The organism is Sphingobium sp. BHU LFT2, assembly GCF_018604485.1.
In the GTDB taxonomy this organism is placed as follows: domain Bacteria; phylum Pseudomonadota; class Alphaproteobacteria; order Sphingomonadales; family Sphingomonadaceae; genus Sphingobium; species Sphingobium yanoikuyae_A.
Window position 1 is genome coordinate 14,401 of the sequence record NZ_JAFCGW010000024.1, and the last position, 25,761, is coordinate 40,161.

The 25,761-nt window shown below is 61.0% G+C and carries 29 protein-coding genes; 8 read left to right on the top strand and 21 right to left on the bottom strand.

All coding sequences use genetic code 11. The annotated features are described in order from the left end of the window. Positions 1 to 180: 180 nt before the first annotated feature. The 13 genes from JQK15_RS24280 to JQK15_RS24340 form a co-directional block, all read right to left on the bottom strand. A complete protein-coding gene (locus tag JQK15_RS24280) occupies positions 181 to 1,194 on the bottom strand; it encodes a TraU family protein (protein WP_214868794.1) in 1,014 nt (337 codons plus the stop codon). Continuing rightward, entirely contained in the window at positions 1,191 to 1,763 is a 573-nt protein-coding gene (locus JQK15_RS24285; RefSeq protein ID WP_251008020.1) for a conjugal transfer protein TraW, read from the bottom strand. The genes JQK15_RS24280 and JQK15_RS24285 overlap by 4 nt, the downstream gene beginning before the upstream one ends. Before the next feature lie 46 nt (positions 1,764 to 1,809). Further along, complete coding sequence (locus JQK15_RS24290) at positions 1,810 to 2,049, bottom strand: hypothetical protein (RefSeq protein ID WP_214868797.1); 240 nt, start codon at positions 2,047 to 2,049, stop codon at positions 1,810 to 1,812. Further along, positions 2,046 to 2,393, bottom strand: coding sequence for a hypothetical protein (locus JQK15_RS24295; protein ID WP_353047266.1), 348 nt, complete (start codon positions 2,391 to 2,393; stop codon positions 2,046 to 2,048). Before JQK15_RS24295 ends, JQK15_RS24290 begins: the two co-directional genes overlap by 4 nt. Then, positions 2,390 to 4,918 (bottom strand): TraC family protein, encoded by a 2,529-nt coding sequence (locus JQK15_RS24300; RefSeq protein ID WP_214868799.1) that lies wholly within the window; start codon positions 4,916 to 4,918, stop codon positions 2,390 to 2,392. The genes JQK15_RS24295 and JQK15_RS24300 overlap by 4 nt, the downstream gene beginning before the upstream one ends. Then, positions 4,915 to 5,535 (bottom strand): TraV family lipoprotein, encoded by a 621-nt coding sequence (locus tag JQK15_RS24305; RefSeq protein WP_214868801.1) that lies wholly within the window; start codon positions 5,533 to 5,535, stop codon positions 4,915 to 4,917. Before JQK15_RS24305 ends, JQK15_RS24300 begins: the two co-directional genes overlap by 4 nt. A gap of 32 nt (positions 5,536 to 5,567) precedes the next feature. Continuing rightward, positions 5,568 to 6,917: a TraB/VirB10 family protein gene (locus JQK15_RS24310; RefSeq protein WP_502956879.1), complete on the bottom strand. Its 1,350-nt coding sequence runs from the start codon at positions 6,915 to 6,917 to the stop codon at positions 5,568 to 5,570. Then, the gene (locus JQK15_RS24315) at positions 6,914 to 7,693 is read right to left on the bottom strand and encodes a type-F conjugative transfer system secretin TraK (protein WP_214868802.1); all 780 of its coding nucleotides are present in this window, start codon (positions 7,691 to 7,693) and stop codon (positions 6,914 to 6,916) included. Before JQK15_RS24315 ends, JQK15_RS24310 begins: the two co-directional genes overlap by 4 nt. Continuing rightward, positions 7,677 to 8,312 carry a TraE/TraK family type IV conjugative transfer system protein gene (locus JQK15_RS24320; protein WP_214868803.1) on the bottom strand — a complete coding sequence of 212 codons (636 nt, stop codon included), beginning with the start codon at positions 8,310 to 8,312 and terminating at the stop codon, positions 7,677 to 7,679. Before JQK15_RS24320 ends, JQK15_RS24315 begins: the two co-directional genes overlap by 17 nt. An 8-nt stretch (positions 8,313 to 8,320) precedes the next feature. Then, a complete protein-coding gene (locus JQK15_RS24325; RefSeq protein ID WP_037520688.1) occupies positions 8,321 to 8,587 on the bottom strand; it encodes a type IV conjugative transfer system protein TraL in 267 nt (88 codons plus the stop codon). 117 nt (positions 8,588 to 8,704) lie between these two features. Further along, positions 8,705 to 9,034, bottom strand: coding sequence for a hypothetical protein (locus JQK15_RS24330; RefSeq protein ID WP_251008016.1), 330 nt, complete (start codon positions 9,032 to 9,034; stop codon positions 8,705 to 8,707). 170 nt (positions 9,035 to 9,204) lie between these two features. Further along, positions 9,205 to 9,981, bottom strand: a complete 777-nt coding sequence (locus JQK15_RS24335; RefSeq protein WP_214868804.1) for a DsbC family protein — start codon at positions 9,979 to 9,981, stop codon at positions 9,205 to 9,207. Continuing rightward, on the bottom strand, positions 9,978 to 10,247 hold the full coding sequence (locus JQK15_RS24340; protein ID WP_214868805.1) for a hypothetical protein: 270 nt from the start codon (positions 10,245 to 10,247) through the stop codon (positions 9,978 to 9,980). Before JQK15_RS24340 ends, JQK15_RS24335 begins: the two co-directional genes overlap by 4 nt. A 286-nt stretch (positions 10,248 to 10,533) precedes the next feature. Between JQK15_RS24340 and JQK15_RS24345 the strand changes: the two genes are divergently transcribed. Together JQK15_RS24345 and JQK15_RS24350 are read left to right on the top strand one after the other, a co-directional pair. Further along, positions 10,534 to 10,971: a hypothetical protein gene (locus JQK15_RS24345; protein WP_214868806.1), complete on the top strand. Its 438-nt coding sequence runs from the start codon at positions 10,534 to 10,536 to the stop codon at positions 10,969 to 10,971. Between the two features lie 88 nt (positions 10,972 to 11,059). Further along, a complete protein-coding gene (locus tag JQK15_RS24350) occupies positions 11,060 to 11,272 on the top strand; it encodes a hypothetical protein (RefSeq protein WP_214868807.1) in 213 nt (70 codons plus the stop codon). An 11-nt stretch (positions 11,273 to 11,283) separates the two neighbouring features. Here the strand turns inward: JQK15_RS24350 and JQK15_RS24355 are convergent, their stop codons facing one another. Continuing rightward, positions 11,284 to 12,039, bottom strand: a complete 756-nt coding sequence (locus JQK15_RS24355) for a fructosamine kinase family protein (protein ID WP_353047267.1) — start codon at positions 12,037 to 12,039, stop codon at positions 11,284 to 11,286. 263 nt (positions 12,040 to 12,302) lie between these two features. On the opposite strand from JQK15_RS24355, the gene JQK15_RS24360 reads away from it, so the two are divergent. The 5 genes from JQK15_RS24360 (at position 12,303) to JQK15_RS24380 (ending at position 16,186) form a co-directional block, all read left to right on the top strand. Beyond that, positions 12,303 to 12,722: a helix-turn-helix domain-containing protein gene (locus JQK15_RS24360; protein WP_214868808.1), complete on the top strand. Its 420-nt coding sequence runs from the start codon at positions 12,303 to 12,305 to the stop codon at positions 12,720 to 12,722. Between the two features lie 9 nt (positions 12,723 to 12,731). Next, positions 12,732 to 13,355, top strand: coding sequence for a GntR family transcriptional regulator (locus JQK15_RS24365; RefSeq protein WP_214868809.1), 624 nt, complete (start codon positions 12,732 to 12,734; stop codon positions 13,353 to 13,355). A 179-nt stretch (positions 13,356 to 13,534) separates the two neighbouring features. Continuing rightward, the gene (locus JQK15_RS24370; protein WP_232015888.1) at positions 13,535 to 13,666 is read left to right on the top strand and encodes a benenodin family lasso peptide; all 132 of its coding nucleotides are present in this window, start codon (positions 13,535 to 13,537) and stop codon (positions 13,664 to 13,666) included. A 65-nt stretch (positions 13,667 to 13,731) separates the two neighbouring features. Then, positions 13,732 to 14,391 carry a lasso peptide biosynthesis B2 protein gene (locus JQK15_RS24375; RefSeq protein WP_214868817.1) on the top strand — a complete coding sequence of 220 codons (660 nt, stop codon included), beginning with the start codon at positions 13,732 to 13,734 and terminating at the stop codon, positions 14,389 to 14,391. 1 nt (position 14,392) lies between these two features. After that, the gene (locus JQK15_RS24380) at positions 14,393 to 16,186 is read left to right on the top strand and encodes an asparagine synthase-related protein (RefSeq protein ID WP_214868818.1); all 1,794 of its coding nucleotides are present in this window, start codon (positions 14,393 to 14,395) and stop codon (positions 16,184 to 16,186) included. Here JQK15_RS24380 and JQK15_RS24385 read toward each other — a convergent pair. The 4 genes from JQK15_RS24385 to JQK15_RS24400 all read right to left on the bottom strand — a co-directional run bounded on the left by JQK15_RS24385 (position 16,159) and on the right by JQK15_RS24400 (position 22,458). After that, positions 16,159 to 18,201 carry an Atxe2 family lasso peptide isopeptidase gene (locus JQK15_RS24385; RefSeq protein WP_214868825.1) on the bottom strand — a complete coding sequence of 681 codons (2,043 nt, stop codon included), beginning with the start codon at positions 18,199 to 18,201 and terminating at the stop codon, positions 16,159 to 16,161. The genes JQK15_RS24380 and JQK15_RS24385 overlap by 28 nt on opposite strands. Beyond that, entirely contained in the window at positions 18,201 to 20,750 is a 2,550-nt protein-coding gene (locus JQK15_RS24390; protein ID WP_251008017.1) for a TonB-dependent receptor domain-containing protein, read from the bottom strand. The genes JQK15_RS24385 and JQK15_RS24390 overlap by 1 nt, the downstream gene beginning before the upstream one ends. A gap of 108 nt (positions 20,751 to 20,858) precedes the next feature. Beyond that, positions 20,859 to 21,899, bottom strand: coding sequence for a FecR family protein (locus tag JQK15_RS24395; protein WP_251008018.1), 1,041 nt, complete (start codon positions 21,897 to 21,899; stop codon positions 20,859 to 20,861). Further along, positions 21,892 to 22,458 (bottom strand): RNA polymerase sigma factor, encoded by a 567-nt coding sequence (locus JQK15_RS24400; RefSeq protein WP_214868829.1) that lies wholly within the window; start codon positions 22,456 to 22,458, stop codon positions 21,892 to 21,894. The genes JQK15_RS24395 and JQK15_RS24400 overlap by 8 nt, the downstream gene beginning before the upstream one ends. Before the next feature lie 574 nt (positions 22,459 to 23,032). On the opposite strand from JQK15_RS24400, the gene JQK15_RS24405 reads away from it, so the two are divergent. Continuing rightward, on the top strand, positions 23,033 to 23,386 hold the full coding sequence (locus JQK15_RS24405) for a sigma-70 RNA polymerase sigma factor region 4 domain-containing protein (RefSeq protein WP_214868832.1): 354 nt from the start codon (positions 23,033 to 23,035) through the stop codon (positions 23,384 to 23,386). Between the two features lie 112 nt (positions 23,387 to 23,498). Here the strand turns inward: JQK15_RS24405 and JQK15_RS24410 are convergent, their stop codons facing one another. From JQK15_RS24410 to JQK15_RS24420, 3 genes are read right to left on the bottom strand one after another with little or no spacing between them, the layout of a single operon-like run. After that, positions 23,499 to 24,236: a dienelactone hydrolase family protein gene (locus JQK15_RS24410; RefSeq protein ID WP_214868834.1), complete on the bottom strand. Its 738-nt coding sequence runs from the start codon at positions 24,234 to 24,236 to the stop codon at positions 23,499 to 23,501. 39 nt (positions 24,237 to 24,275) lie between these two features. Further along, positions 24,276 to 24,563 (bottom strand): hypothetical protein, encoded by a 288-nt coding sequence (locus JQK15_RS24415; protein ID WP_214868836.1) that lies wholly within the window; start codon positions 24,561 to 24,563, stop codon positions 24,276 to 24,278. A gap of 30 nt (positions 24,564 to 24,593) precedes the next feature. Then, positions 24,594 to 25,508, bottom strand: a complete 915-nt coding sequence (locus tag JQK15_RS24420) for a dimethylarginine dimethylaminohydrolase family protein (protein ID WP_214868838.1) — start codon at positions 25,506 to 25,508, stop codon at positions 24,594 to 24,596. Positions 25,509 to 25,761: the final 253 nt, after the last annotated feature.

Genomic DNA, 25,761 nt, shown 5'->3' on the forward strand with positions numbered 1-25,761 from the left:
CCACGCTTGGGCCCGATCTGGCGGTTATCGGGCGCGCGAGGGAAATGGGGGTTGGAGCGACGCTGTGGAAGAACGGCGTCGCTCCGCCCTCGCCGCGATCGAACGTGCCGGCATGGCCTGGGCGGGCAGACCATCCTAAATGCGCGTTGATCGCTACGGGGGATGGGGGAGGTATCTGGCTCACGGGGTGGATACTCCCGCGCAGCAGATCACCTTTTCAAAGGACATGAACTGGGCATTGTCCTTGCCGGGCGCATGTTTGCCGCTCGACCAGAGCGCGCCAGGGCGGCCGATATTGACGCATTTGCCGCCTTTGACCGGCTCCATGATCTGGAGCTTGTAGCGGCTCTTGGTCCAGATCGGCTGCGCCTTGAAGGAGCAGCCGTCAGCTGAACTGATAGTGAGCGCGCCAAGACGGCCCATCAGATAAGTCCCGCGCGCGGCAAGCCCTGCCCAGGCCTCGACGCTGTCGCCAAAATGGATATCACCCGCGACCGGATAGGTGGCGCCCCAGCTACCCATGCACCAGAAAAGCGGATCGAGCACTTTGCCGGCGGCTGCCGCTGCGCTGTCGGCCATGCAGGCAAGGCCGGCTGCGGGGTTGCCGAAGAGAATGCCCTCGGGCTGGATGATGGCGCCCAGCGTCCCCGACTGCCAGGTCGGCAGCACTTCGGTGATCATCGCCACATCGAACCCGTCGTCCTCGATGCAGGGCAGGTCGGTGAACATGTCGAGCATCTTCCAGACCGGCGAGATGTAATAATGCATCTGCGCGAACATTTTCTGGCTGTTTGTGCCATCGGCGATCGACGACTGACTGCCCTGGAGCTTGCCGCCGGTTGGCAGGAGATCTGCGCCCAGCGCCATCATGCAGCCGGGCTCGGTCACGACATCGATCATGCGGTTGGGCGACCAGAAGCTCACCTTCACGCCGAACCAGAAGGTCGCGCCCTTGCGACAGGCGCACAGCGGCTTGGAAGCCGACTGAGCGTCCAGTTCCTTGTCGAGCTTGTCGAAACTTCCGACCCGAACCCCGCCGATGGTGATGGGGAAGATGCAGTTCCAGCGCACCTTGGTCAGCGGATTGAAGATGGTTCCGGCTTCGCATTTGGACGCCTGGGCCGGTGTGCCGGCAGAGCCGAGGACGAGCGCAAAGGATAGGGCGGCGGCGCGGAGAAGGTTTGTGCGGTTCATGGCCGGGCGCTCCGATCTGCGGGACGCTCAGGCGCATATTCGCGAAGGACGAGCTTCTTTCCCTCCTGCGCGACGATGACCGGCGCGACAGTAAGACCAAGTCTTTCCTTCACCCGCTCCTCCAGCATGAAGAGCGGGCGGCCGGTGCGCTCGGAGAGATCCAGCGCATCGCCAGCGGTTAATAGTATGAAATCGGTAAAGCGCGCTGCCTTGAGCGCCCAGGCGAGATCGCTCGGATGAACAATGACGAGGCGCTGGGGGAGCGACACATAGTCGAGGGGATTGAAGGTGAAGCCCTTAGGGTAAAGAATGCGGCCGTCAGGCAGACGAATATCTTCATCGACCGTGTAAAAGGGAATGATGGTCCGCGTTCGATCGGCAGGCGTCGTTCCAAGCGACGCAGCCTTGAGCGCCGACCAGTTGGCGCGCGGGCCGAACTTTGGTGCCATGTCAGGCGCATTGGCGACCCGTGTCTCGATTTCGCTCATCGCGTCGGGCTCAGCGATCGGCCAGGTGCGGCCAATGGTCGAGGTCGCGCCCTGCGCCTGATGGCAGGCGAGGCCCAGCATGAGCGCGCCGAGAAGCGCGTGGCGCGCACGATCCGGGAAGCCGAGTTCAGCGGTCATGGCGCTTTGCCCACCATGGTCTGCCCTCGTTCTGCCGCTCGCCGCGTACGGCAACGATCAGCGCTGCGAGGCCGAGCACGCCCGTCACGCAGAGGAACAGGCGAAGGGATGTCGGCAGCGGATCCGATGCCTGGAGCACCAGCACCGTCTGGATCAGCAAGAGAAGATGTGTGCCGACGAGCAGGCGGATCGGACCATGGGCGGGTGAGGAGGAGAGGATGCCGCTCATTGGCCGCGCCTCCAACGGGTGAAATGATCAAGCCCACGATCGAAAGCGCCGGTAAGGCCGATGAGCAGCATGCCGCTCGCAAAGCAGCCGGCAGACACCATGATCGCGGCGCGCAGCACCATGGCAGCCGGCTGGTGCAGGGCGAGCCCGGCGCAGAGGATGAGCGCCCCCATCATCATCGTTTCGATCGTCACGAGCCGGAAGCGCCAGAACAGCGCCTGATGTTGGGCGAGGCTCGCGGCCCGCGCCTCGATGAGCGCTTCGATCGTCGGATCAAGGTCGAGGTCCAGCTGCGTGCCCGCAGGTCTGGCGTGCGGGGGCGAGGCGGGAGAATTTCGCATCATGACTGCTCCTGCGACGGGCGGGATCTTTGCGAACCGAGCAGTTCCGCAGGATCGACGCCGGCGAGATCGCAGACCGCTTCGAGCGGCGAGAGCCCGGCGCGCAGGCGCGCTTCGAAGGCTGCCACTTCCTGCGGCGCCGAGGTGTTGATCCAGTAGGAGAAAGGATCGACTACGAGGCGAGCAATGCCGAGGCCGAGCGGCGAGTCGATAAAGACCTCGGAATAATGCGGCTTGTTGTTCCGGACCGACTTCAGGAGATCGAGAACGAAGCCCGAATAATCGAGGATCTTGTTCTCGACCGCGCGTTCATAGGTGGAACCCTGAAGCAGTAAGCGGGTGGCGGCATTTTCGAGGATCACCTGCCCCGTACCGCCGAAAAGCAGCAGATCGTTCATCGACTGGAGGACGACCCCGAAGCTCCCCTGATATTTGCGCGCGCGCCTATAGCCCTGGCCGAACACTTCGGCGAGGCGGGAGAGGTCCTGGCCGTCGGTCCGGGTCATGAACTGGGCGGCTTCATCGCACAGGACAAAGCGAGGCCGGTCGCGGGCCGAGAGGTAGAGTTCCTGGCTGACCGCATTCACCACCACCATCACGATGACGTTGAAGAGGTCCGGCATGGCCTTCAAACGTTCGAGCTCCAGCACGACAAATTCGTCGGCAGAGATGTCGAAGGTCGAGGGCCCGTTGAAGAAATGGCCGTAGGCGCCCGAACTGCCGAAATCGCGCAGGTTGAAGGCGAGTTCGCGCGCAACGGGGACGAGATGGTCGACCTTGTCGAGATCGCTTATGGCATCTGCTGGATAGGCGCCGAGCCAGTCCCGTACTGCGTCGATGCCGGATTCCGCGCGCCCGCTGTCGATCGTCCACTGGACGGCGGACTTGAGGAGGTTCCATTCCGAGGTCGTCACGCCCTTGCGGGTCGCGGCATTGGCCATTTCCGCGACGATCGCGACCGCCATGGAGATGGCGGACTGGCGATCATCGCCATCGAGCGCAAAGCCCATGTCGAAGGGGTTGAGGACTAGCGCCTCCTCTCCAATGTCGATGTAGCGGCCCGAGCAGAGCGTGCAGAGCTTTCGGTAGCTGCCGCCGATATCGATGATGCGGATGAGCGCGCCCTGGGCGAAATATTGCAGGCAAAGATGGTTGAGGAGGAAGCTCTTGCCCGCGCCGCTCTCGGCCGAGACGATGAAATTATAATTGTTAATGCGCGGGTCGAAGAGATCGAGCGTGATGAGCTGGCCCTTGCGCCCGACATAGAGAAGGGCAGGGCGTCCGCCGCCGCGAAAGTCGGTCTGGACTGGCGCCAGCAATGCGGCCGCCTTGGCCGGCATCGGAAGATCGCGCTCCAGCATGCGCAACGTCCGGCGCTCAGGGTAGAAGCCGAAGGGAAGGCTCATCGGCAGCAGGATGGGATTGAGATAGCTCTCCTCCTGCATCATCCAGGGCAGCGGTTCGCTCTCCCAAAGGCGCTTGGCGCGCGCGGCCATTTCGCGGGCCTGTGCGCTGTCGCGGCCGAAGACCCACACGGTGGGGATGACCGAGACGAAGCGGCTGTTGCCCGCTTCATCGAGCACCCAGCCAATTTCCTCGATCTGCTTTCCGACCTCGACGGCAAAGCTGCCGGCGGCCTTTTGCGCGGAAAGGATTTGCGCGCGCTTGTGGATTTCGAAGGCCGAATGATCGAACAGGATGTTGAGCGTATAGAGGAATGGGCCGCCGATCTGGTCGCTATCCTCCGCCGCGCCGCGCATGCCACCCAGAAGACGATTGCAGCGCTCCGCCGTCACGCGGCGCGCGGGCGATTTAGGTGTCAGGCAGCGAGCCACCTGATTGCCGAAATAAAGCTCCGGGCCATCGAAGAGCAGGTCCGGGCCTGCATCGATGATCTGCTTGCGGACCGGGCGCGCGGGGTGGTCAGCACTGCCTGTGGCGAAGACGCCGGGCGCGGGATCGAAGGCGCCGTTGAAGATGCGGCGATAGAAGCTCACCAGCGCTTCGGGCGCCATGCGGACGATCCCGAGTTTGGAGAGCTGCTCCTCGATCTGGCGGCGCAGGTCAGGCCCAAGAGGTTTCCTCGATTTGATTGCGAGCAGCACGCGGAAGTTGCGGACGGGAATGCCATGAAGGGCTGGAAGTCCTTCGGTGCCGTCGCGCAGATATTGTGCCGTGCGCCGGGCCGACGCCTGGACGAGCGGATCGGACCGGGATTTAAGATCGAGATAGGCGTCGAGCGCCTGATCGATCAGCGGATCGGCAAAGCAGTGGAGCTGCACCACCGTGCCGGTGCCGAACTGGATGTTGAGAAGGCCGAGCAACGCCTGATGAACATGGGCAAAGAGATAGGCCGATGGCACCAACTCCCAGGCCTGTCCCCAGCCATCATCGATCGTGAGGAAGGCTTCCTCTTCCTCGACCCAGCTCACCATGGGCAAGAAGTCTGAATAAGCGTCGCGCGAGACGCTTTGCCGCAAGCGCTCATAGGTCATGCCGCCGCCATGGCGCGTTCCAAGCCCCCTCATTGATCCTGCTCCTGTGCCTGATCCTGTGGCGGCGCCGGGATATCGCTATCGGGCAGCGTGGGCCTGGCCTTGGTCTGTTCAAGGATCGGCGCGCGCGCGGCCGGCTCGGTCATATTGACGAGATAATCGCCGACCACCCACTGCGGCTTGTCGAGGATCGAATAGACGTAGCGCGGCATATAGAGCCGGTCGGGTCGCTCGCGATCGGCATAAGGCAGGATCAGCGTGCGGACCGTTCGGCCGGGCCTAAGCATCGGCGTGACCGGCGCCTCGACCAGGCCCTGAAGTTCGCGATAGACGCTGCTGCGGTAGCCGCCATAGCTATCTGCGGCGATATTGCTGCCGGTTCTCCGCTTGTCGGTGGTCCCGGAACTTCGGGCGACCTTGCCGCTGTTCGTGACCCTGGGATCGGATTTTGATGACCGGCCAGCCACGGCGTCAGCATAGGCCTTCTCGGGATGGATGCACTGTCCATGATCGTTGTTCTTGCAGCTGAACTTTTCAGGATAAGGCGACATGGCCGAGCCAAGCGTGGTGCAGCCGGGCAAGATGCCAAGAAGGAGAAGCAGAGCGGCGCCGGAAAGTCGTGTCGTCACGCAAGAGTGCTGGTTTGGCATGGGATACTCTCCCTAAAGTTGGCAAGCGGGCATCAGAATTTGGTGGCCGTGGTGGGTTTGATTTCCAGAGCCAGGCCCTCCTGGATCACGACCACCACATCCTTGGCAGCGCCGACCTCGACGATGGGGCCGGCCTGGCGCGCGAGATCGAGATAGAAGTCGGTGAGCTTGTCGGAGGATTTGGACAGGCCGCCAGCGACACCGGTCTTGAGTGCATCGCCCGCGTCAAGGGACCGGACGGTGCCGAGCGCTGAGGTGGAGGTGTTGCCGAACGTATTCTCGACACTCTGGCTGACCCCGGCGATGGTGCCGGCAATGAAGCTGCGGGCAAGCGCAGCGCCGGCGCGGGTGACGACCTTGCCCGACAGTCCCTTCTTGCCATCGCTATCGACAAAGAAGCCCTTGATCGGCTGGTCGATGACTGAGCGCTCGTCAAAGTCCACGCAGGAGAGCGAGATGAGCTGGACCTCGACCCGCTCCTTGGCGAGGCTCCCCGTCGCGTTGCCGATGACAAAACAACCGGCCAAATTGGCCTTCACGTCATTGGGCAGCACGGCGGGCGCCTGGACGCGGGCGATCAGGGGCTCCGGATTGCTCGTCGCGTCCCGGCTGGCGAGCGCGTCGATCCCGGTCAAAAGGCGCGCCTTCATGAAACCAGGCGGCAAATAGATCGTCCTGGTCTTTTTTTTAGCGCCGTTTGGAGCAGCCGATCCTTCCGCGACGATTGCGCTCGTCGCGGCGCCGATCGCGCCCACCTGGCGCTCGACCGGCGGCGCAGGCGGAGCGGCCGGCGCGCTCGGCATCGGTGGCGCAGGCAGGCTGCCCTCGGCACGTTCAAGTTCGCTTAGCGTGGGGCTAGGCGGAAAAGCCGGGATATCGCCCGGCATGGCATTGGGGAGGTCGCCGTCAGCTGCGTCGCCTGGCATCGATCCTCCGGTTCCAATCCGGCCCTCCTCGATCGCCGTGACCCGGTCGCCGAGCAGGTTCTGCCCATCGAGGATCTTCTTGAGATCGCCGCGCACCTTCGTTTCAAGGCTGTCGCCGCGTAGACCAGCGCCCATGTCGAGCTTGGATGCCGCAGGCGCCTGGGGCGTGGTCTCCTCCGCGCTGTGGGATGCGGAATAAAGACCATAGCCGAACAGGGCGACCAGCACGGCGATGGCGGCCTGGCGTGCGCGCAATTGCTGATAGGGGCTGAGCGCTGCCCAGCGCGCTTTCAGATCGAGAAGGGCCGGGCCGCGCAGCTGGAGGACGCTGTTGTCCCTTTCGGTGGTGGCCGAGGATGGCCGGGCCGGCCGCGAGTGGCCCCTGGCGCCGCTGCCCTGCGCGGGCGAACCGGGCGCGTCTGGGCTTTGGGGCATATCCTGTCGCTCATCGCTCATAGCCCGTCTCCCCGACGCAAGATGATGAGCCGGGCGGTCTCCCCGGTACGCAGCGACAGCCGGTCGAGCGTCGCGCTGAAGATCCGGGCGCCGAGCGCTGCATCAAGGAAGATGCGCTCGTCGACCTCCAGGTCGCTTGTGGCTTCGACCCGATATTCCGATGCGTTGACGCCTGCGCCCTCGATGGTGACGCGGCGCCGTTCAGTGATGCGGAGCGTGGGCGCGGCGGGGAGGGTGATTTGTCGGCTGGCGGTTGCCACCTCGGTGAAGCTGGCCGGCACCCGATCCTGCAAAAGGGATAGGGTGATCGAAACGGCGCGATCTTCCTCGGCGAGCGGGGCGAGCAGATCCTCATTGGCGCGGGCGCGCTGCCGGGGACCGGGGACCAGCGTGATCGTCTGGGCCGGGATTTCGGAAGGTTCGGCGTAGAGCGGGTAGATCGCCCCGTTGCAGGTGACGAAGAACTCGGACGGCGTCGTCACATAGCTGCGCGTGATCTGGCCGCCATCGTCGCTTTCGCGGACGAGGAATTTGACCCAGGCGTCGCCGCCGCCTTTCTCGACCGCGAGCCCCTTCTCGGCGGAGAATTTGACATCCTCGATCTCGCCGCCCTGACAGACGAGATGATTGACGTCCCGGTTCGAGAGCCGGATCATACTGGTCTGATCGGGCAGTGCCTGGACCGTTTGCGCGCGTCCCGGCGACGCCACGGCGATGAGAGGCAAAAGGGTCAGGGCGGCGCGAGGCGCGCGCGCTCGGTTACCGAAGTTCGGCATCGAATTTCTCCTCGGTGAGGGACAGGATCCAGAAGCGCCCCGCGTCGATCATGTATCGGATGCGCAGGTTTCCCCGGAATTTGCGGATGACGCCGCCAATGACGCGGACCTTCTCGACGGGCACGATGATCTGGCGATCGGTCCAGGTGACTGGCTGATCGGGCCGGATATAGGTGGCGATCGAGAGCGTGGGATTGTTGGCGAGCTCATCGAGGACGCTGTTGAGGCCGTCCCGTAGGCCATTATAGGCGGTCGGGTGCACGATGCTGAGCAGCTCCTGGAACTGCCGGTCTGCAGAGAGCGCAGAATAGGTGCCCGACAGCGCGACGATGTTGCGCGTCATGGCGCGCAGATAGGCCGAGGAAGGCTTGCCGCCGGTCACATAGAGATCGCCGCTTGCACCGAAGGGAATGACGATCGTGCGCTGGTTCTGGGACGTCGAGTAGAGCGCCATGCCCAGCACTGCGGTTATGCCGAACAGACCGACAATCGAGAATTTGAGCAGCCTGTTCTCTTCGAACAGGTTGGACGATCCCTGGAGGTAGCGGTGGATGCCAAAGCTTGCCGGTTTGCCAAGCAGCGGGTCGGCAGCCTCTTGGGGCGATTTCTGACGAAACATGGGGTGCCTCACTCGCAAAAGCGGGTCTGGGTCGGCCCGGGATAGTGGGGAAGGCGCAGCAGCCCCCAGCGCCAGGCCAGATGCGGAATGAAGCCGCGGGGCTTCGTCCGCTTCCAGGGTATGAAAAGGAGAAGGACGCCGAGGAGCGACCAGCCCACCAGCCCGCCGACGATGACGGCGACGAAGATGGTAGAGACCACGAGGATGAACTCCTGCGCGTCGAACCAGAGGATCTGGACCGGCTTGTGCAGAAATTGTGGAAGTCTCTCGTCCACGCCCTTCTCCCTTGCTTCACCCACATCTGAACAGATGTGAGGGTTACGAAGAGCGCGGTTCGCTCTCCGTCCGGCGCGGGGTCGATAGGTCCCCGCGCTGGTCTGTTGAGCCTGTCTTCAGACGATCATGCCGAAGGTCTGGAGGATGGAGTCCGCCCGGATAAGGCAGACGGCGGCCACGATCGTGGGAATGCCGATCATGATATTCGAAAAGAGCCGCGAGACGCCGAACAGGAAGGCGGCGACACCGCCCACAAAGCCCAGCGGTCCCTTCACGCCCTGGTTCACGACGATATCGTAAATGTCGTAGCCAAGGTCGCCTGCTGTCGGCGCCTGGAAAGCGTGGGCGGCCGATGCGAGGGCGAGGGCGGCGACGAACGTTCCCACGACATCGGCCTTGCCAAAAGACGGACGGCGCAGGCGCGGCATATTTGCAAGCTTGATCATGTGTAAGTCTCCGGACAAGAGGAGCCGCCCCAAGACATGCCTGCCGGCACCGACTGGGTGTTCGCTGTCGGCCGACGACAGGCTGGGTGGCTCCTCGAAGATCGGGCGCCGTCGTCGGCATCTTGACGCCTTGGGCTGCCATGCAGCCTTGAGGCCCGCCAGAATTAGGATCAGGGCGGTGGCTGGGCTGGCGGCCGCTGTCTGGCGAGCCAGGCTTCGATCTCGGCTTGGCTGAAGCCCGATATGACCTGCCCGTCGAGGATGAGCGTCGGGGTGCCCGAAATCCCCATGGATTTGACCGCCTGTGCATGGGCCTGAACCTGGGCGGCGCCATCTGCGCAACGGTTGAGGGGCTTTGGCGGTTCACCGGCATAGGTCGCGCGGAACGCTGCTTCGCGGTCCTTTGCGCACAAAATATGCTCGGCTTTTGACGCAGCTTCGGGATGGATACCGGACACAAAGTAGATTTGGCGGCGCACGGGTCTGCCTTCGGCTGCCTTGGCCGCCCAGAAGCGATCGAGCGCGCGGCAATAGGGGCAGTCCGGATCGGTGAACTCGATGACCAGTGGTGCGCCCTGCGGACCGATCAGGAGCGCTTGGCTTTGATCAAGATCCTTGAGCCTGGCTCGGGCCGCGGCGTCCTGGGACAGGGCCGTCAGATTGACGCCATTCTTGTCGTAGATGGTCGCGAAGAGGAGATGATCGCTTTCCGGCGCGTAATAGAGGATGCGGCCGCCGGCGCTGGCCTGGAAAAGCGGGCCATGGACGGGAGATGGCGCAAAATCCTCGAACTGAAGATTGGCAAAGCTCTGGTGCAATTGGGCTTCTGCGGATCGTACGAGCTCAGACAGGTCCGGTTCAACTGGCGTCTGGCTGGATGCTGGTGCTGCGCTGCCAAGCATCAGAGCCGCTGCAATCACAGACGATCGCTTGAGATGTCGGGTCATTGACCGGCTCCGGCGTTTGTGTGGCTTTCTCCCAAGAGGAGTCGCTGATCGATCTTCACCGTGCTTCCGACATCGACGGTCACTTCGGCAGCCTTCATGGTGCGTGGCCCACCAATGAAGAAATCAGCGCCAATCTGGGCAATCTCCAGCTTCAGCGGAGCTTGCGGAGGCTCCATGGGGCGTCCCTTCCGGGCCGCCAGCGCGTTGCCCGGAGGGAGCGCGAGCGTGAGTAATCCGGCCACGATGGCCAGGCGTGATGCCGACATTGGATAATTCTCCCTGTTGCCAGGCGCATGAGCGGCCTGGCCTTGCGGTCCTTTCTGAGCCGGGGCGGCTCGCTCTCTTCGAGCGGGTTCTCGGCCTCCGATCGGGTGCCCCAAGCGATGATCGCAAGCGGGGTACGTCGCAATAGAGAGGGCACTGAGGTGCCCAAAGCGGCACTGAAGTGCCGAAATCGGCATTTCAGTGCCGCTTTTTTCGCGCGGAGCAGCTTCAAAGCCGAATTTGGTCGTCAGGAGAGATGCGGATTTTGCGAACCAAGGGAGGCTATCGATGGCGACCGCCAAATCGCGGACCTACCGGCTGCATCTATCGGATGAGGGCACCGATGCGTTCCTCGAATGCCATTTGCGGCTGGCCCGAGTCGCCAGGCGTTTCATTCCCTATGGCGCCACGCTGACCGTCGCCGTCCTGCTGATCGAAGCGCTGGACTGTCCGGAACTATCCGATGAGCTTTCAGCCCCGCGAGTGAACCGTCTATCGGGACGGATCGAACATTTTGTCGGCGCCTCGCCCAATCTTGCCCATGCCGCTGCAAGGATGCTCGAACAGCTGGAGATTTCACTCTCTGGCGGGCCTGCCTTGACGGCAGCGCGGCTCTTTACAGCCGCAATCGCGCTCATGTCCGCTAGCGAAGATAGTGAAATAGCCCGAGCCTATCGCAGCATAGGGACGGCATTCGCAACTCAGGATCCTGAGACGCTTGCTTGAGCAGGAATGTTATTCATCGGCCCTTGTCAGCGGCGATACTGATCGTTCCGGCGCATAACGCAGCGCGGACTCATTGGGCGCACCGGCAATGGCACAGATCACTGATCGCGACCTTCATCTGGTAAAGAAGGCGCGGTGTCTGAGCATAGCTGTGATTGAACAGCAGCCTGACGGGCCGTTCCGTCCTGATTGCGATGCGGCCGACATGAAGGATCTCGCCGACCGGCTCATGGCGAACGATGCCGAACTTGCCCATTATCTCCGTTCTGCGCGTATCATTCTCTCGGCTAAGCCCGAATAGATTGCTCTCTTTTAAAAGCCCAGCAAATCGAGACAGGCGCCCGCCTGCTGATGGTAGGTGCCCCCGAAGAGCCGAACATGGACCAGCAGCGGCCATAGTCGGTAGACCGGCTGTCTCTCCTGCCATCCCTGATCAAGCCCGCAGGCGTCGTAAAATGCCGCAGGAGGTTGGTCGAACAGGCTGAGCATCGCGAGGTCGACCTCGCGATCACCATAGTAGCAAGCCGGATCGATCAGCCCCGAGACCCGATCCTTCTCTATAAGGATATTGCCGCCCCAGAGATCTCCATGGAGCAGCGCAACCTGCGGCCCAGTTGGAATATGGTCAGCCAGGCGGTCGGCGAGCTGACTGACCCTATGCGCCAGATGTGGCTCGATATGGGGGAGATGGCAGCGCAGGCGCGTCTCCGCCCAGAATTCGACCCAATTGTCAGTTCTGCCGTTGGGGATGGCGACGGGCCCGAAACCATGATCCCTGTCCCAGCCATATTGCTGCCGAGTGGGTCGGTGAAGGTGATCGAGGACTTCGGCCAGCTGCGCCCAGGAGCGCGCGATCTGGCCCGAGGCAGGCAAATCCTCAAGGAGCATCAGTCCCTTCTCGATTGCCAATACCGACGGGGCCGGGGCCTGCGTTGCATGAATAGCGGCAAGCATGATGGCTTCCTCTTCCACCAGCGGTGCGCGCTTGGCGATTATCGATCGTCCGTCCGCAAGGCTTAGACGCAACACGTTGCTGAGGTCGCCGCCTGAAACGCGCGCCGCGCTCACCACGCGTACCCCGATTAAACTTCCTGCACGCGTGAATATTGACCTCATATTGGTTGGGTCTCCTGACGTCGTTCGATCATAATATCCGTTGCACCAGTAGTTGAGGCCGCGCGCCTGATTTTCCTGCTGAATCACGCAGGATAGGTAAATCTGGCTCACTCTCAAAATGGGAGTCAAAAAATTTGACCCAAGGCACATTTCACACGACCTTGATCGAGTCGGAATGTGCATGGGAGCTTTGAGACGCGATCAGGGAGGCCCTGATGATCTCATCTCAAGGCGGCGCCTTTGAAGAGGGGGCGTCGATACTGGCCGAGGTCAAGACGATCTCAGGTCGCCGCATAGAAGAACGGCGCAAACGCCATCGCATTACGCAAAAGCAACTTGCTGCCGATGTCGGGATCGGCGTGCGGTGGCTTCGTGAAATCGAGGCGGGCAACCCGAAGTCCCGTGTCGATGATCATATCGCTTGCGCTCATGCCCTTGGGCTCTCCTCAGCGCATCTTATCATTCCAATGCTGTTTCTGGAGCATAACATGCACTTTCCTCGCCATTTCTTTCTCGACGACATGCAGAAGTTGGAAACACTGCTGGTTGAATTCATTTCAAATCTCAGCCTCAAGACATTCCTTCAGCCCGGTAATGGACACAAGGGGCCGGGCGGCGCCGGCTCGGCAAGGTAGGGCGGATTTATGTCGCCCGACGCCTTCACCGCCGATCGCCTTCATCGCGAGATCAAAAAGCTGATCATGGCCGGCAAATTCACGCCCGGCTTGCCGTTAACCGTCCAGTCACTCGCCGACGAATTTGGGACGAGTACGTCTCCTGTGCGGGACGCACTCAACCGGCTGGTGGGCGAGCGTCTTGTTGAAACGCAGGGCGGCGGTGGGTTTGCTTTGCCGGAAATCACCAAGCGTAACGTTTATCATCTCTACAGCTACCATGCCGACCTTGTCCGGACGATCGTGAAGGTGATGGTTCGACTGGAGGAAATGGGTTCGCCACCTGCTTTCGTCGTCAACAGATCGGCGCACGGCCTAGCTTTGGCTTATGCGACCGCGGAGTTTTTTTCGCTGCTGGCATCCTGCTCCCCTAACCCCGAACATCTAGATGCGATCGTACAGGCGGGCGAGCGGCTCGCTATTCTCCGATTGCATGAAGGCCCTATCGGTAGGCAAGGTGAGGAACTCGCGACGCTATGGAATGTAACCCGTTCGGGAAACAGAAACGCAACGCGGGTCGCGATGTGGCAGTATCACCGTCGACGTTTGCTAAGGGCTGACCAAATTTCTTCAGCGGCGACACGAATGAGGTAAATTCTGAAAAGCCTTGAAAACCTCGCTTTGCTGCCTGCTATTCACTGATATATTTGAGTCGTTTATGGCAGCAAGAATATATGCTCTCAAAATGAGAGCATATATGATCGGATATATGCCTTTCCTTTCATACCATCAGCGTTGCCGCACATTCCTGCGGCGCAATGATGGAGATGAACATGTCCAATATCGAACATGACGAAGATATCGTCGATCTGGGTGCCGCTTCCGTCGAAACCCAGGGCGCCATCCGTGGCGTCCTCGACCTCACCGGTGGTCAGCTGAACCAGATGGGGATCGCCGACGACTGATCGATGAGGCGCGCGTCCTTTCGCGGGCGCGCGCCTAAATCGCGTCTTCGAATGAGGGGCGTGCCATGCGGTACAAGCTGAGGAACGGGCTGGCCTTCTGCGTCACTGGCGGAAGAACGATCTTTCTGGACGTCGCGGCGGATCGCTATTTCGGCCTGCGGCCGGAATGGGATGCAGCTTTCAGGAGATATCTGGAAGACAAGGAAGACGGTCCCGGGATCAAGCCCTTGCTGCGTGGCCATATTCTCGTCATGGCAGATGAAGGCGAACCATTTAGTCAGCAGGCTGTGATCCCGCCGGCGCGACGGGAGGTCTTGGCTGAGCCCGGCCATCGCCTGAACGGCAGGAGTTTGTTGTTCATTCTTGCCCAGTTCAGGGCGATGCTGGACCTGCGGTTCCGCCGCTTTGAAAGGATCATATCTGGGATTGCCGATCGGTCGCAAGGACTTGGTGTCGTCGGCTGGAATTGTCCTGATTTGCGCGAGTGGCGACCAATTGTGGGCGCCTTTGCGGCCTCCGCGCCGCTGCGTCCCCGCAATACCCACTGTCTGACCAATTCGATCGCCTTCATGGACATGGCTTTGTCGGCGCGGTTGCCAGCCAAACTGATCCTGGGCGTCAGCGCATCGCCCTTTTCCGCACATTGCTGGGTTCAGGCAGGTGATACGGTCTTAAACGACCGCCTCGAGAATATTTCGGCGTTTGAGCCGATCCTGGCGATCTGAGATGCTGGAACGCTACCTCGCAATCATTGATTATAGCGGTGCGCCGCTTGAGCGTCTCTCTTCCGGGTTCCTCGCGGCCTCAGGGTTCCAAAGCTTTCTGCTCGGGAAATGCTGCGCGCTTTTGACCACCTGTGCCGCGCAATTGCTCAGGCTCCCGACCGACGGAGGTGCGGTGATCGGCCCGGTGTTCCCGCGCCATGGTCCTGCCGCGTGCATATTGCCGAGCGACAAGCTCTTTGCCGATGATATGCTCCATGGTGATCCATTCGCGACTTTAGCTCAGCGCTATTGGGGCGGCTATGTTGCCGTGCTCACGCCTAAGAATAGGATGCTGGTCGCGCGCTCCCCGGGCGGCGCGTTGCCATGCTATTTCACTATGTTTCCAGGGGGATGGGCGATCTCGTCAGACATCATGCTTCTCGTCGAAGCAGGTCTGGTTCGACCTTCGGTGAATTGGGCGGAAATTCCGCGCTATCTGGGCGCCAGGGATCTGCCACAGGCCAGGACGGCAGTTGATGGCGTTACGGAATTGCTTCCTGGTACTGCGGTAGAACTGGGTGAGCGAGAAGCTCGGGTGTGGCAGATCTGGAACCCATGGGATTTTGTTTCCGAACCGCTTTTGTGGGATAGCGAGGATGTTGCCGAGCGCCTGCGCCGCACAGTTGATCATTGCGTTGCTTCCTGGGCATCTACCTCGCAGGCTCCCATCCTCACATTATCAGGAGGGCTCGATTCCTCGATCGTCGCGGCGGCGCTTTCCAGAGTAGGCGGGCGTGCAAGCAGCGTAACGATTTCGACTCTGAGCCGCGATGGCGACGAGCGGGACTATGCCCGCGTGATGGCGCAGGCATCGGGCATGAACCTTATAGAGGCCACTTATGATCTGGCAGATGTAGACCTGTCCAGATCAGTCGCCGAACATTTTCCAAAGCCGATCGGCTTCGTTCATGAACTCGCCTATCATTCGGCCTTGCTGCGCGCGGTTGGCGAGGCTGGCGCAGACGCTGTCTTTACCGGAAATGGCGGCGATAACGTCTTCTATAACAGCAGTTCTGTTCGGCCATTTTTCGACGCATGCAAAGCCAGAGGTTTCCACCGTGAAACCGCTCAGTCGATAGCCGATATCGGGAGGGTAACCCAGGTCCCTCGATGGGAGGTGTGTCGCCAGATCGTCGCAGCCGCTCGCACTATGCGTCGGCCCTATCAATGGCATCTCGACATTGATTTGATGGAAGCGGACGCCGCTGAGGCGGTGCGAGCCGACCCGCCGCAGCACGATTGGCTTGAGCGGGCATCACTCACACGGCCGGGAAAACTGGGCCATATCGCGCTCCTGCTGCGCGTCCAAAACCATGTTGAAGGCTATCTGCGTGGCTTCGGTCTGTCCATGATCGATCCGCTCATGTCGCAACCGATTGTTGAGTTGGCTTTGGCCATCCCGACATGGAAGATGATAGAGGGCGGGAGCAATCGGGCCATAGCGCGTCGGGCCTACGCCGACCTGCTCCCGCCACTCATCCGCGACCGCCGGCGCAAAGGAAGTCCGAGCAGCTTCGCGGTGGACCTGGTCAACCAGCGCCTCGACGAGATACGCGAGCGGCTGATGGATGGTGAACTTGCTCGGCACCGGCTTATCAGTCGGTCAGCGCTGGACAAGGCGCTTGTCAGTGGGCCGGCGATCGATCGTCACTATGTCCGTCTCATGGCGCTTCTCGACATGGAGGCCTGGATAAGGCGTTGGCAAGCGATCCCGAAAGGTCAGGGCCATCATGCACCCGGTTTTGCCTCTCTCTGATTCCAGCTTTTTCGCATCTGTTGCCACCGGTCAGCCTCTTGGGCTGCTTGGCCTTCGCCAACAGGCAACTTGTCGAGCAACCAGAAATTGAACCAGTCAATCGCCCGTCGATAGATCGCAGCCCTGTGAGCAGGTTGTCGTTTCACATGATGCTCATCCGGGAAGACATAAAGATCCACGGGCTTGCCGGCGCGGCGAAGGGCTGTGAGGGCTTCGAGCCCTGAAAGATATTCATCGTCCGACATCTGGGCAAGGACCGGGAAGGGAATGCGATTTGCATTCCGCGCCCAGGAAAGGCCCTCCCAAAGGGCCGGATTGTCGGCAGGCGAGGCGGGCCAGCCTCGCTTTTCATATTCCGCTTGAATAGCAGGCCCAAGGAGCCAGGTTTGCGACCCTTCCCAGCAGCAACTGCTGATCGCAGCCACCTTGAAAAGCCTGCTGTGAAGAGCAGCGAATTGCACGGTCGACACGCCATCACTCAGGCCTGTGATGCCGATGCGTGCCGGATCGACGAGGCCGGCGCTAATGAGCTGCTGAACCTTCGTCTCGATGGCTGACAGGATGCTGCGCCGCTCCATGAAGCCGTCGAGCTGGCGCCGCTCCCGTTCATGTGGGTCGATCTTTTGATCGCGCAGTGGCGCGGGTGGCCGCTGGATCGAGAGAACCAGATATCCGGCCTGGGCAAGCAACTGGATAGGATATTCGTCTCCCGTACCGCCGCGCAGAAATCCTCGGCTTTGATATTGGACGACTATCAAAGGATAGCGCTGCCCGGCCCGATAATCTGGTGGATAAACGAGGTCGCCATAGCATTCGAGATCGCGATCATTTTTCCATTGCAGCCGCTCCGCATGCCCGAGAGCGAGAGAGTCGAATTCGGGATTGGGATTGAAAATCACCTGCGACCGACCGCTTTCAGGATCAATCCGATCGAGATATCTGGGCGCTACCGACTTCTCCCGGGCACAGATAATGTCCGTGCCAAGAGGACCACAGTTCATAAGCAGGTCCGATGTCTGCATGATTTTGCGAACGGATTTGCGAGCCGGTTGCCATTCATAAATTCCCGTTAGGCTTCGGCCCCAGCCTTCACGCCGAACATAACGGACAGCATCGCCGGCTATCCATGCTTGTCCCTCGACATCCGTGCAGCGACTGTCGGCGCAGACTATTTGCGCTGTCCCATCTGTAAGGGCGAGGCGGCTGACGCCATCGGCGTCGACCGCCAGCGTCGCCGCTTTTCGGTGTGCTCGGGATGGAGCGCCGGACGTTGAGAAGATCAGCGCCTGTGTCGGCTCAGCTAGGCGATGTTCACCAGTTACGATGTTGATTGCTGCAAAACTGTAAGGGGCCGGCCCCCGCGAAAAAGGCCGGTTTCTTCCATAAGGAAACCAGCGTTCATCAAAATGATATCCTGACAAGCTCTCTTGATCGAGCGCATCGCTGGCGCTTGCGTCGTCCCGTACTTTCGCGATGACCGATAACCCGCCGCCGTCGAACCGGAAATCGACGATATCGTCGTCGAATGTCGCCGTCATTTTGCTCCTGCTTCCGTCCCAACACCAGAGTTGGAGGCGGCCATCGACATATTTGAGAAAGGCAAGATGTTTACCATCGGGCGACCAGTGGGGTGTGATGACTTTGGGAAAGCCGCTCGGGAACCCCGTCATCCCGTAATAGTCGTCAAAACGCCAGAAGGCTGCGCCAGCGCCGCTGTCGATAAGGCGCGGACTGCTCCCCGGCGCGATGACATAAATGCCCGAACAAAACTCATTGCTGGCGATGTTGGCTCTCGCGACACTGACGGCAATGGACTGTCCATCGGGAGAGACTGAGAACATGGGATCTACATCAAGATCGGGGATGGATCCCATGTTCAGGGTTTCAATGAGATCGCCGGCCGAAAGTGAATGGCTTGGACCTGGGCTTTTGATTTGTAGCGCGGCCTTGCAATCCGACGCAGAGGTCGGATTGCTCGCCGCTGCTGCCAGCGCTAGGGCAAGGAGCGGGAGCATTACCAGGCCTTGGAAATCGTGAAGCTGACGAAGCGGCCGACGCTTGAATAGTTGGTCGCGTCATATGGCGGGCTGTTCGCCCCAGAGGTTCGGATGAGCGAAGGCATTTCATTGAACAAATTCTGCGCTGACAGAAGGAACGACCAGCCCCGCAGGAGCCCGGGTCCGTCGAACTTGATATTGGCGCTGAGGTCGACCGATTGGAAACTGTCGACCTTGTAGATCTGCGTTGTTCTTTGATCGGTCGTACCGCCGATATAGTTATAGCTCGCTGTCAGCCCGATATTGCCCCGTTGCCAGCCCGCGCTTGTTCGCGCGCGCCAATGCGGTGGGTTGAAAATTGTGCCAGCCCTCTCGATGCTGGGCTGGCTCGCTGACAAGCGTTGGTCGCTCTTGAGATAGCTGGCGTTCGTCTCGACGCTGAACGCATTGGCGCCGTTGCGGAAGGCGTAGGAAGCCGTGACGTCAACGCCCTGGATTTTCTGCCGAGCTGCATTTTGTAGCTGGTTGTAGACGATTGCGACAATCCCTGCAGGATCATAGGGGCCGTCGGTCTGATTGCTCACGCCAAGCGGGAGGTTGGTGGTCGCTGCAAGAACCTCGGTGAGGTTCGGATTGAGCAGGACAAGATCCGCATATTCGCTACGGAAAGATTGATAGTCGTCGGCGATCGGGCTGACGACCCGCCCCTTGTAACGGACATGGAAATAGCTGGCATGCAGACTGAGCCCGTCGACTGCTCTCGGCGTAAATTCCGCAGTAAGGGTCAGCGTCGTTGCCCGCTCGGGGGCGAGGTCTCGGCTGCCTCCAGCCAGAACGAGGACAGCGCCGGCTGTCGCAGGACTTGGCGTGAATTCGCTCGAAGCGAGCGTATAGCCTTGTTGAACGGTGTTGCGCTGGTTGAGGGTGGGCGCCTTGAAGGACTTTCCCCAGCTGCCCTTGAACGTAAGCGCATCGACTGGCTGGTAAAGGATACCGATTTTTGGTGTGGCGAGCCCGCCAAGATGGTCATAGCGCTCATAGCGTAGGGCCCCGGACAATTGAAGTTTCTGGATGAGGGGTGAAGCATTCCGATCTGACACCAGCGGCACGACGACTTCGCCAAAACCATAGATCGCCGTTTGGGAATCCAGATAGTTTACAAGATTGAAGGTGCCAGCGGCGCGGACGCTGCGGACCGAAGCCGCGAGGCCATTGGATCGAAGACCAGCACCGAGCGCGAGGCGGACATCGCCGCCCGAAAGGGCAAAGAGCGGACCGTCGCCGCTGATTTCAGCCGACCATAGATCATTTTTATAGCGAATGAGGTTCTCGGCAAAACGCACTCCGCTTGAAAAGATGGAACCACCAATCTGTGTATCGCTGACGGCCCGTGTGGCTCTCGCTGTCACATCCCACTCGGCCGGTAGATGAAAGGTGACCGAGGGGCTGACAGAATAGCTCTCGACAGTCGGGCGTGTCAGATTTCCACCGGTCGTGACTGGCGCGGTGGCGGCGAAGGGCAGCGCAGCGCGTGACCGGTGATGATTATAATGAGCGTCTATTTCAAACTCTGCCCCGTCTCCCAGGCGTTGATGCCCGGCCAGGATCGCACTGATCTGGCGCTGCGATGGCAACAGCGTCGTTCCGGGTTCCATATTGGCTGTCAGATTACGCTGCGCGGCTGTGATATCGGAAGCCTTGCTGAAATCGCCGGCCAGCATAATTCCGCCGCCCCACCAACGGGCGCCCGACACCGCACTATATTGCTGCTGGAAGTTGCCGCCCTCTGTCGCGGCCCCGAGACGAACGCTGGTGAGCAGGCCTTCATATTCCCGCCGCAGGATGATGTTGGCGACACCCCCTACGGCATCTGAGCCGTAAAGTGCCGAGGAGCCGTCAGCGACAACTTCGATCCTATCGATGGCTGCAAGTGGGATTGCGGAGATATCGACGCCCTGGCTGGCAGCGTCATAGGCGAGCCGGTGGCCGTTCAAGAGCGTCAGGGTCGCGTCAGGGCCAAGGCCGCGCAGATTGAGCGCGGAAGACGAGTTCACATTTTCCGAACCGGTCTGGACACTGGAGATGACACCCGGGTTCTGACCGCCGGAAAAATTCTGCGGGATGCTGCGCGCGAAAGAGCCCAGATCGCTATATCCAAGTTCAGCGATCTCCTCGCGTGAGGCTGAAAGGACAGGGGCTGTCGGCTTAGCGCCCCTGATGCGAGTACCTGTAACTGTGAGAAGCACATCCGTCGCGCCGGTTACCTCCTCGCGCGACGGTGCCTCTCGCCCCCGCAGGGTTATCGTACGATCCCTGATCTCGGCAGTGAGGCCCGACGGCGCGAGGAGGGCGGCCACGGCTTCTTCGACCGTGTAGGCGCCGGCTAGCGATGGCGCGCGCGCGCCTTTGAGGCTCTTGGGGTCGGCGACGAGCTGGTAATCGCTGCCGCGCGCGACGCTTCGCAAGGCTGCGGCAAGATCCTGTTCAGGCAGGTTGTAAGTCTTTTGCGCGTCCTGCGCATGTGCCTGACTGTAAATAGCGCCCATGCAAAGCGCAGCGCTGGTCATCAGCGCAATCTTTACGATCCCCATTATGTGCCCCTATTTCATGCTGCCTCTTTTTTGAGGCTCAATAGGGAAGACGGGAAACTGCTTTTCTAAAGCCGATTGGCCGATTTATTTCTTTTCAGTCAAAATCAGCTTATTGGGCTGTGATCGATCGATGGTGAGATCGAGAAAAGCGCTGAGAGCCTGCGCGACACGTTCGATGTCGCGTATGTCGATATCGGCGAATATCTCACGATTGCCGAGCGCTGGCGTCGCCAGTTCGATCTTGGTCTCGCTATAGCTGTTAGCCTCAGCGATGACCTCGTTGATCGGCACATTGTCGAAACTTTTCACGCCGCCCACCCACTGTTGTTCGGATCGAGGCGCAGGAATGACAGAAATGTCAGCCTCCTGTCCAGCTTCGACAATCAGCAACTGACCGGCGCGAAGTTCGAGGTTTTTAGGCTGGCCGGCTCTTGCCACACGAGTAAAGCCAATGACAAGCGAACCTTTGATCGGGCTGATGCGGGCACCCGAACGTACGGCCATGTCGAAACTTCCGCCATAGGTCGCTACATTGGTACCGGCGCCCGTCACAACAAAAGGTCTTGGGTCATCCTGCACGACGGTGAATCGGGCGCGGCCGCGCTTGATTTCGACCCTGCGCTGCTGCGAGGTCATGCTCACCAGCAACAGCGTATCTGTGTCGAGGATGACCGACGAGCCGTCGGCCAATCTCTCGGTTCGTACCTCGCCGACCCGGGTTTCAACTGGGGTGCGTGCTTCGCTCTGTGCGATCAGCGAAGGGGGGACGCCCTGTGATCGCCACCATATGCCCGCAGCCGCCGCCAATACGCAGCCAAAGGCAGCAGCGAGGGCTATGGGAGAATGAAAAAGGCTTCCTTTTTTTAAGGGCCGATGCCCGCTTGAGCGCATGCCCGCGCGCAGTGCATCGTTGCTGCCGCCCAGCGTCTTGCGCACGATGTCTAGATAATGCGCCTCCCGCGAAGGCTTGCCGTTCACCCAGGCGGAAAAAGCCGCCTGATGCTCACCAAGCTTGTCAAGCGCAGTAGGGTCAGGGACAGCGTGATGATCGGCGAGAATGAGCATAGCCCATTGAAAGGCCTCCTCGCGCTCCTGCTCTGCCGAGGTGGCGTCGGTGTCACTCATCATCCGCCTCGCGATGGGCCACGACATGCTTGATGGCCTTGAGCATTTGCTTCTGCACGACCCAGAGGGGCACATCGAGCTCCTGCGCAATCTCCACATAGGTCTGGCCCTCCACGCGATTGCGCAGGAATATGTCGAGGGTATCTGGGCTGAGCTTGCCGAGGATCAGTTTCCAGCGAGCAAGATCTTCGCGCGCCTGGGTTTCCCGGTGGGTGTCGTTCGAGGCCACCAGAGCAAGATCGTCTTCAAGCAGCATGGATCGCCGCGAGAGCAGCGTTGAGCCGCGCGCGACGAAATCGCGTAGCAAATTGGTCGCGATGCGGGTGAGATAGGCCTGTGGACTGGAAAGGGCATGGGCCGGCGCGCCCCGCACGAAACGGGTGAAAGCCTCCTGGGCGAGCTCATCGGCGTCGGCCTGGTTGCCGAGCTGGCGCGTGAAGAAGCGCATGAGGCGGGGCTTCTCCTTTCGGTAAAATTCCGGGAAGCGAAAGGGCTCGCTGCCGGAATCTCTCTGCCTGATCGGATCGCACAGGCGATCCTCGCTTCTGCCTTGGCTCATTCGTCGCACCTATGTCCACTCGGGGCGACGGCCGTGAGCCGGATGTTAGTAACCTGCCAAACAGTCAGGCGCACACGCCTTTACCGTTGCCGGCTGGACATACGCGTATGCCACCCGGCCCCAGTGAAACTGTGACCGAGTTCTGTTTGGAGGGGTTACTAAGCCCCACTCCCAGGCTTTTTCCGGAAGCAGGTCCAGTTTGCCGGAATGAAGCGTGAACGCAACCCTAAAGAACAGTCTTTGTGACGTTTTTGCGAAGGTAGGCTGGAAAGGGGAAAAAGGGAACGGGGAGGGCGGCTGCCCGCTGCGCGGGCACCGCGCTCTTGCCGGAGCGGCGTGCCGCCGCACCGGCCGGGCGCGGCTGCGCTGATCCCGGCCCTTCGGGCTGCGATCGCTGCCGCAAGATCGGATGCTTTAACAAGAGCAAATGGGGCGCGGGAAGGGGCATCATGCGGACCATGGCGACCCGGAACAACCGTGGTCGCCATCCCTCAGGTCTTCAGAAGGGAAGGGGGGAGGTGGTGGGTGGAGGTCGCCAGATTGGCTGGCTGCCATCCTGAAAGGAGTTTCCCCCATGGCCCACCATCATGATGTGAGCAGGTGTCTTGCAAGGTTCGTCGCGCGGATGCGTGACCGCGTCTCTGACGACATTTGCGCCGCCCGTATCGAACGCTATCTGGCAAAGGGTGCGCTGGAAGACGGCCAGCTGTCCCGTGAAGCAGCGGGCGATGCAGATCCAGATATCAATGAGGCGGTGGCTCGGATGGATGCCCTCACACGCGGCATTCTCATCCTGGTGGTTAGCCAGAAAATGAGCGTCTCGGAGGTAGCCCGGCGTTTCCGGATGAGCGAGGAGCGGGTCTGCCGGCATTTCAGGCGTGCGGTCGAGATGGTCGCAATGGGTCGAGAAGATGGAAGCTGCAACTAACTGCATTCATCTCGAGGGGGTTTGTCCGGTATTCGATATGCACGGGGGCGGCCGACAGCGCCTGGGAATTGCATGGCTGAGGCCAATTATGGAAGGGGGGCGCGTCTGGAACCTAAGCGGCACTCTGAGAGGCAAGGCTGAGGTCGAGAAAATCGATCAGCGCGCGCCAGGACAGCATGTGCGCGGCAGCGTCATAGGCCATGCGCGCGTCGCCCAGGTGATCGACATCTTCGTTGGTGAAGCTATGCCAAGCGTCGCCATAGGTTGTGAGCTGCCAGTGCGCCTGCGCCTGCATCATCTCCCGCTGGAACGCCCCAACATCTTCGTGAGGTACGAGCGGATCGCGCGCGCCGGTAAACACCGCTATGCGCGCCTTCACCCCACCAGTCTGCGCCGGTCGAGCCGTGGTCAGCAAGCCGTGGAAGCTGGCCACCGCTGCTATCTCGGCGCCGGATCGCGCCAGTTCCAGAGCGGCAAATCCGCCGAAGCAAAAGCCGATTGCGGCGCTGGCGGCAGGATTGACCCCGGTCGCGGACAGAAGCGCGTCAAAACCGGACCTCACTCGTCCGCGCACAAGATCAGGATGGTTGCGAAACGCATCCAGCGCATCGCGCATCGCCCCGCCTTCTAACGGCTCGCCATTTCCGTGCATATCGGCTGCGAGAGCAGTATAACCAAGATCGGCCAGCTTGCGGCAATGGCGCCGGACATTGCCACCGATTCCATCCGCTTCGTGTATGACCAGCACGGCGCGGCCATTGGGCTGGAGCCTTGGCCGAAATAGCTCGCCAAGCAGAGCCTTGGTGCCATGGAAATAGGCATAGGGCTCGCCTCCGCCCGTATCGTTCATCAAGCACTCCTACAGTCCAATCGTGAGCGGGATAGCGCCCTAATCGGCTCCTGCCTCTGCCAACGCGCTTTTGATCAACTCCACTTTCGCTTCATCGTTCACGTCAATCGAAACGAGGATGGGCGAATGCAAAGCAGCATCGTCTCGTTCCTCTTCCAGCGGTGCGGCTGCGTCTCCGCCACTAATCTCCTCCCCGACACTATTTTCGGGTCCATCAGCGGCGACAAAAATGTCGCTGCGCTCGATGCCGTGGGTCTGCACCAGCTGTTCGACCGCGTTCTCGGCTTCGGTGCGGGTGGCGAAGCGCGCCTCAATTGTCTGGCTCATTGTCACTCCTCTTTGATAAATGGACAGGCATCAGGCTGGGATGCGGCGCAGCGGCTGAGTGAGGCAGTGTATGCCTCCCCCGCACGCAGCGAACTGAGAGATGTCGATTTCGTCAACGGCGTAGCCCGCCTTGCGCAGCGCGCTCGTGACAACCGTGTCGGTGGCGCTTGTGAGCATTCGGCGCCCGCCCAGCGAAAGGATGTTACAGCCCAGCGAGAACGAGAGCGCCGTGGGCATCGGGATGATTTTGATACCGCGCTCATATAGAGCCTCGACGAACGTCGAGTCCAACAGCTCCAGGCAGCCGATCGCCTCGTCCTTTTCTACCATGCAGAAAATAGTGTCGAGGTGCAGATGGTCGGCATGAAAGGGGCATAGCAGCACATCCCAACCCGCAGCCCGGAACGGCGCCGCGAACTCTTCCGCCCCCGCGGCGCAGCTGCGTTCGCCCGACATACCCACTATGAGGAGACCCTCTCGCGCAACGCAGACGTCACCGCCTTCGATCGTGCCACGCGTGATCTGCCGCACAGGCATCTTCCACTCAGCACAGGTTTCCAGCAACGCATCGACTTCGCCTTGGCGGTGCGGCATGGCTGGATTGAGGGCGGTCATGCCCCATGGCGTCGCGACACCGATGTCGCGGGTGAAGCACATGTCCGGCAGATCGCGCAGTGGGGCGAGGCTATGACAGCGCACGCGATGCCGCTCTAGCGCCTCTACCAGCATGTTATGCTGACGGAGAGCCTCAGCGGCATCGGTCGTAAAGCCGGCAGCCAGAGCCTCACGGGTGACGGCGCAGCAGGGGACGGGCGCCAGATGAAGCGGCGGGCACAGGATGACGTCGGTCAGCCGGTCGGTCTCGCTTACAACATAACTTTCAAAATATGCCGGCGGAACCTTGCCCGCCATGACGCCATCAAATGCACCGAAATCGACTTTCATGATCATCTCCTGACCACGACAACCGAAACACGTTATCGGCAGTTCCCAAGCTTATCATCGGTTAGGACGTTTTGAGGCGGTCGGGCGCATTGGCATACCGGACGCGCCTGGGGCCAATACGCGGCGGCTTCTTGACCGGCGTTGGGACTTTCCGGTCAGTCCTCTGTGGATGGCTCCCGCGTTGCAAGCATAAAGTGATGATCTGGCGTCTGGTCGGGTGCAGTCGTCTGTCCGGCCTGTTGATGCAGTCGGT

Coding starts and splice junctions, on each gene's coding strand:
- JQK15_RS24380 (WP_214868818.1), top strand. CDS start 14,393: ATGCTGGAACGCTACCTCGCAATCATTGATTATAGCGGTGCGCCGCTT.
- JQK15_RS24390 (WP_251008017.1), bottom strand. CDS start 20,750: ATGACCAGCGCTGCGCTTTGCATGGGCGCTATTTACAGTCAGGCACAT.
- JQK15_RS24335 (WP_214868804.1), bottom strand. CDS start 9,981: ATGACCCGACATCTCAAGCGATCGTCTGTGATTGCAGCGGCTCTGATG.
- JQK15_RS24365 (WP_214868809.1), top strand. CDS start 12,732: ATGTCGCCCGACGCCTTCACCGCCGATCGCCTTCATCGCGAGATCAAA.
- JQK15_RS24280 (WP_214868794.1), bottom strand. CDS start 1,194: ATGAACCGCACAAACCTTCTCCGCGCCGCCGCCCTATCCTTTGCGCTC.
- JQK15_RS24405 (WP_214868832.1), top strand. CDS start 23,033: ATGGCCCACCATCATGATGTGAGCAGGTGTCTTGCAAGGTTCGTCGCG.
- JQK15_RS24370 (WP_232015888.1), top strand. CDS start 13,535: ATGTCCAATATCGAACATGACGAAGATATCGTCGATCTGGGTGCCGCT.
- JQK15_RS24400 (WP_214868829.1), bottom strand. CDS start 22,458: ATGAGCCAAGGCAGAAGCGAGGATCGCCTGTGCGATCCGATCAGGCAG.
- JQK15_RS24375 (WP_214868817.1), top strand. CDS start 13,732: ATGCGGTACAAGCTGAGGAACGGGCTGGCCTTCTGCGTCACTGGCGGA.
- JQK15_RS24420 (WP_214868838.1), bottom strand. CDS start 25,508: ATGAAAGTCGATTTCGGTGCATTTGATGGCGTCATGGCGGGCAAGGTT.
- JQK15_RS24330 (WP_251008016.1), bottom strand. CDS start 9,034: ATGATCAAGCTTGCAAATATGCCGCGCCTGCGCCGTCCGTCTTTTGGC.
- JQK15_RS24415 (WP_214868836.1), bottom strand. CDS start 24,563: ATGAGCCAGACAATTGAGGCGCGCTTCGCCACCCGCACCGAAGCCGAG.
- JQK15_RS24305 (WP_214868801.1), bottom strand. CDS start 5,535: ATGCCAAACCAGCACTCTTGCGTGACGACACGACTTTCCGGCGCCGCT.
- JQK15_RS24315 (WP_214868802.1), bottom strand. CDS start 7,693: ATGCCGAACTTCGGTAACCGAGCGCGCGCGCCTCGCGCCGCCCTGACC.
- JQK15_RS24290 (WP_214868797.1), bottom strand. CDS start 2,049: ATGAGCGGCATCCTCTCCTCCTCACCCGCCCATGGTCCGATCCGCCTG.
- JQK15_RS24410 (WP_214868834.1), bottom strand. CDS start 24,236: ATGAACGATACGGGCGGAGGCGAGCCCTATGCCTATTTCCATGGCACC.
- JQK15_RS24345 (WP_214868806.1), top strand. CDS start 10,534: ATGGCGACCGCCAAATCGCGGACCTACCGGCTGCATCTATCGGATGAG.
- JQK15_RS24300 (WP_214868799.1), bottom strand. CDS start 4,918: ATGAGGGGGCTTGGAACGCGCCATGGCGGCGGCATGACCTATGAGCGC.
- JQK15_RS24385 (WP_214868825.1), bottom strand. CDS start 18,201: ATGCTCCCGCTCCTTGCCCTAGCGCTGGCAGCAGCGGCGAGCAATCCG.
- JQK15_RS24295 (WP_353047266.1), bottom strand. CDS start 2,393: ATGATGCGAAATTCTCCCGCCTCGCCCCCGCACGCCAGACCTGCGGGC.
- JQK15_RS24320 (WP_214868803.1), bottom strand. CDS start 8,312: ATGTTTCGTCAGAAATCGCCCCAAGAGGCTGCCGACCCGCTGCTTGGC.
- JQK15_RS24340 (WP_214868805.1), bottom strand. CDS start 10,247: ATGTCGGCATCACGCCTGGCCATCGTGGCCGGATTACTCACGCTCGCG.
- JQK15_RS24310 (WP_502956879.1), bottom strand. CDS start 6,917: ATGAGCGATGAGCGACAGGATATGCCCCAAAGCCCAGACGCGCCCGGT.
- JQK15_RS24360 (WP_214868808.1), top strand. CDS start 12,303: ATGATCTCATCTCAAGGCGGCGCCTTTGAAGAGGGGGCGTCGATACTG.
- JQK15_RS24285 (WP_251008020.1), bottom strand. CDS start 1,763: ATGCTGGGCCTCGCCTGCCATCAGGCGCAGGGCGCGACCTCGACCATT.
- JQK15_RS24395 (WP_251008018.1), bottom strand. CDS start 21,899: ATGAGTGACACCGACGCCACCTCGGCAGAGCAGGAGCGCGAGGAGGCC.
- JQK15_RS24350 (WP_214868807.1), top strand. CDS start 11,060: ATGGCACAGATCACTGATCGCGACCTTCATCTGGTAAAGAAGGCGCGG.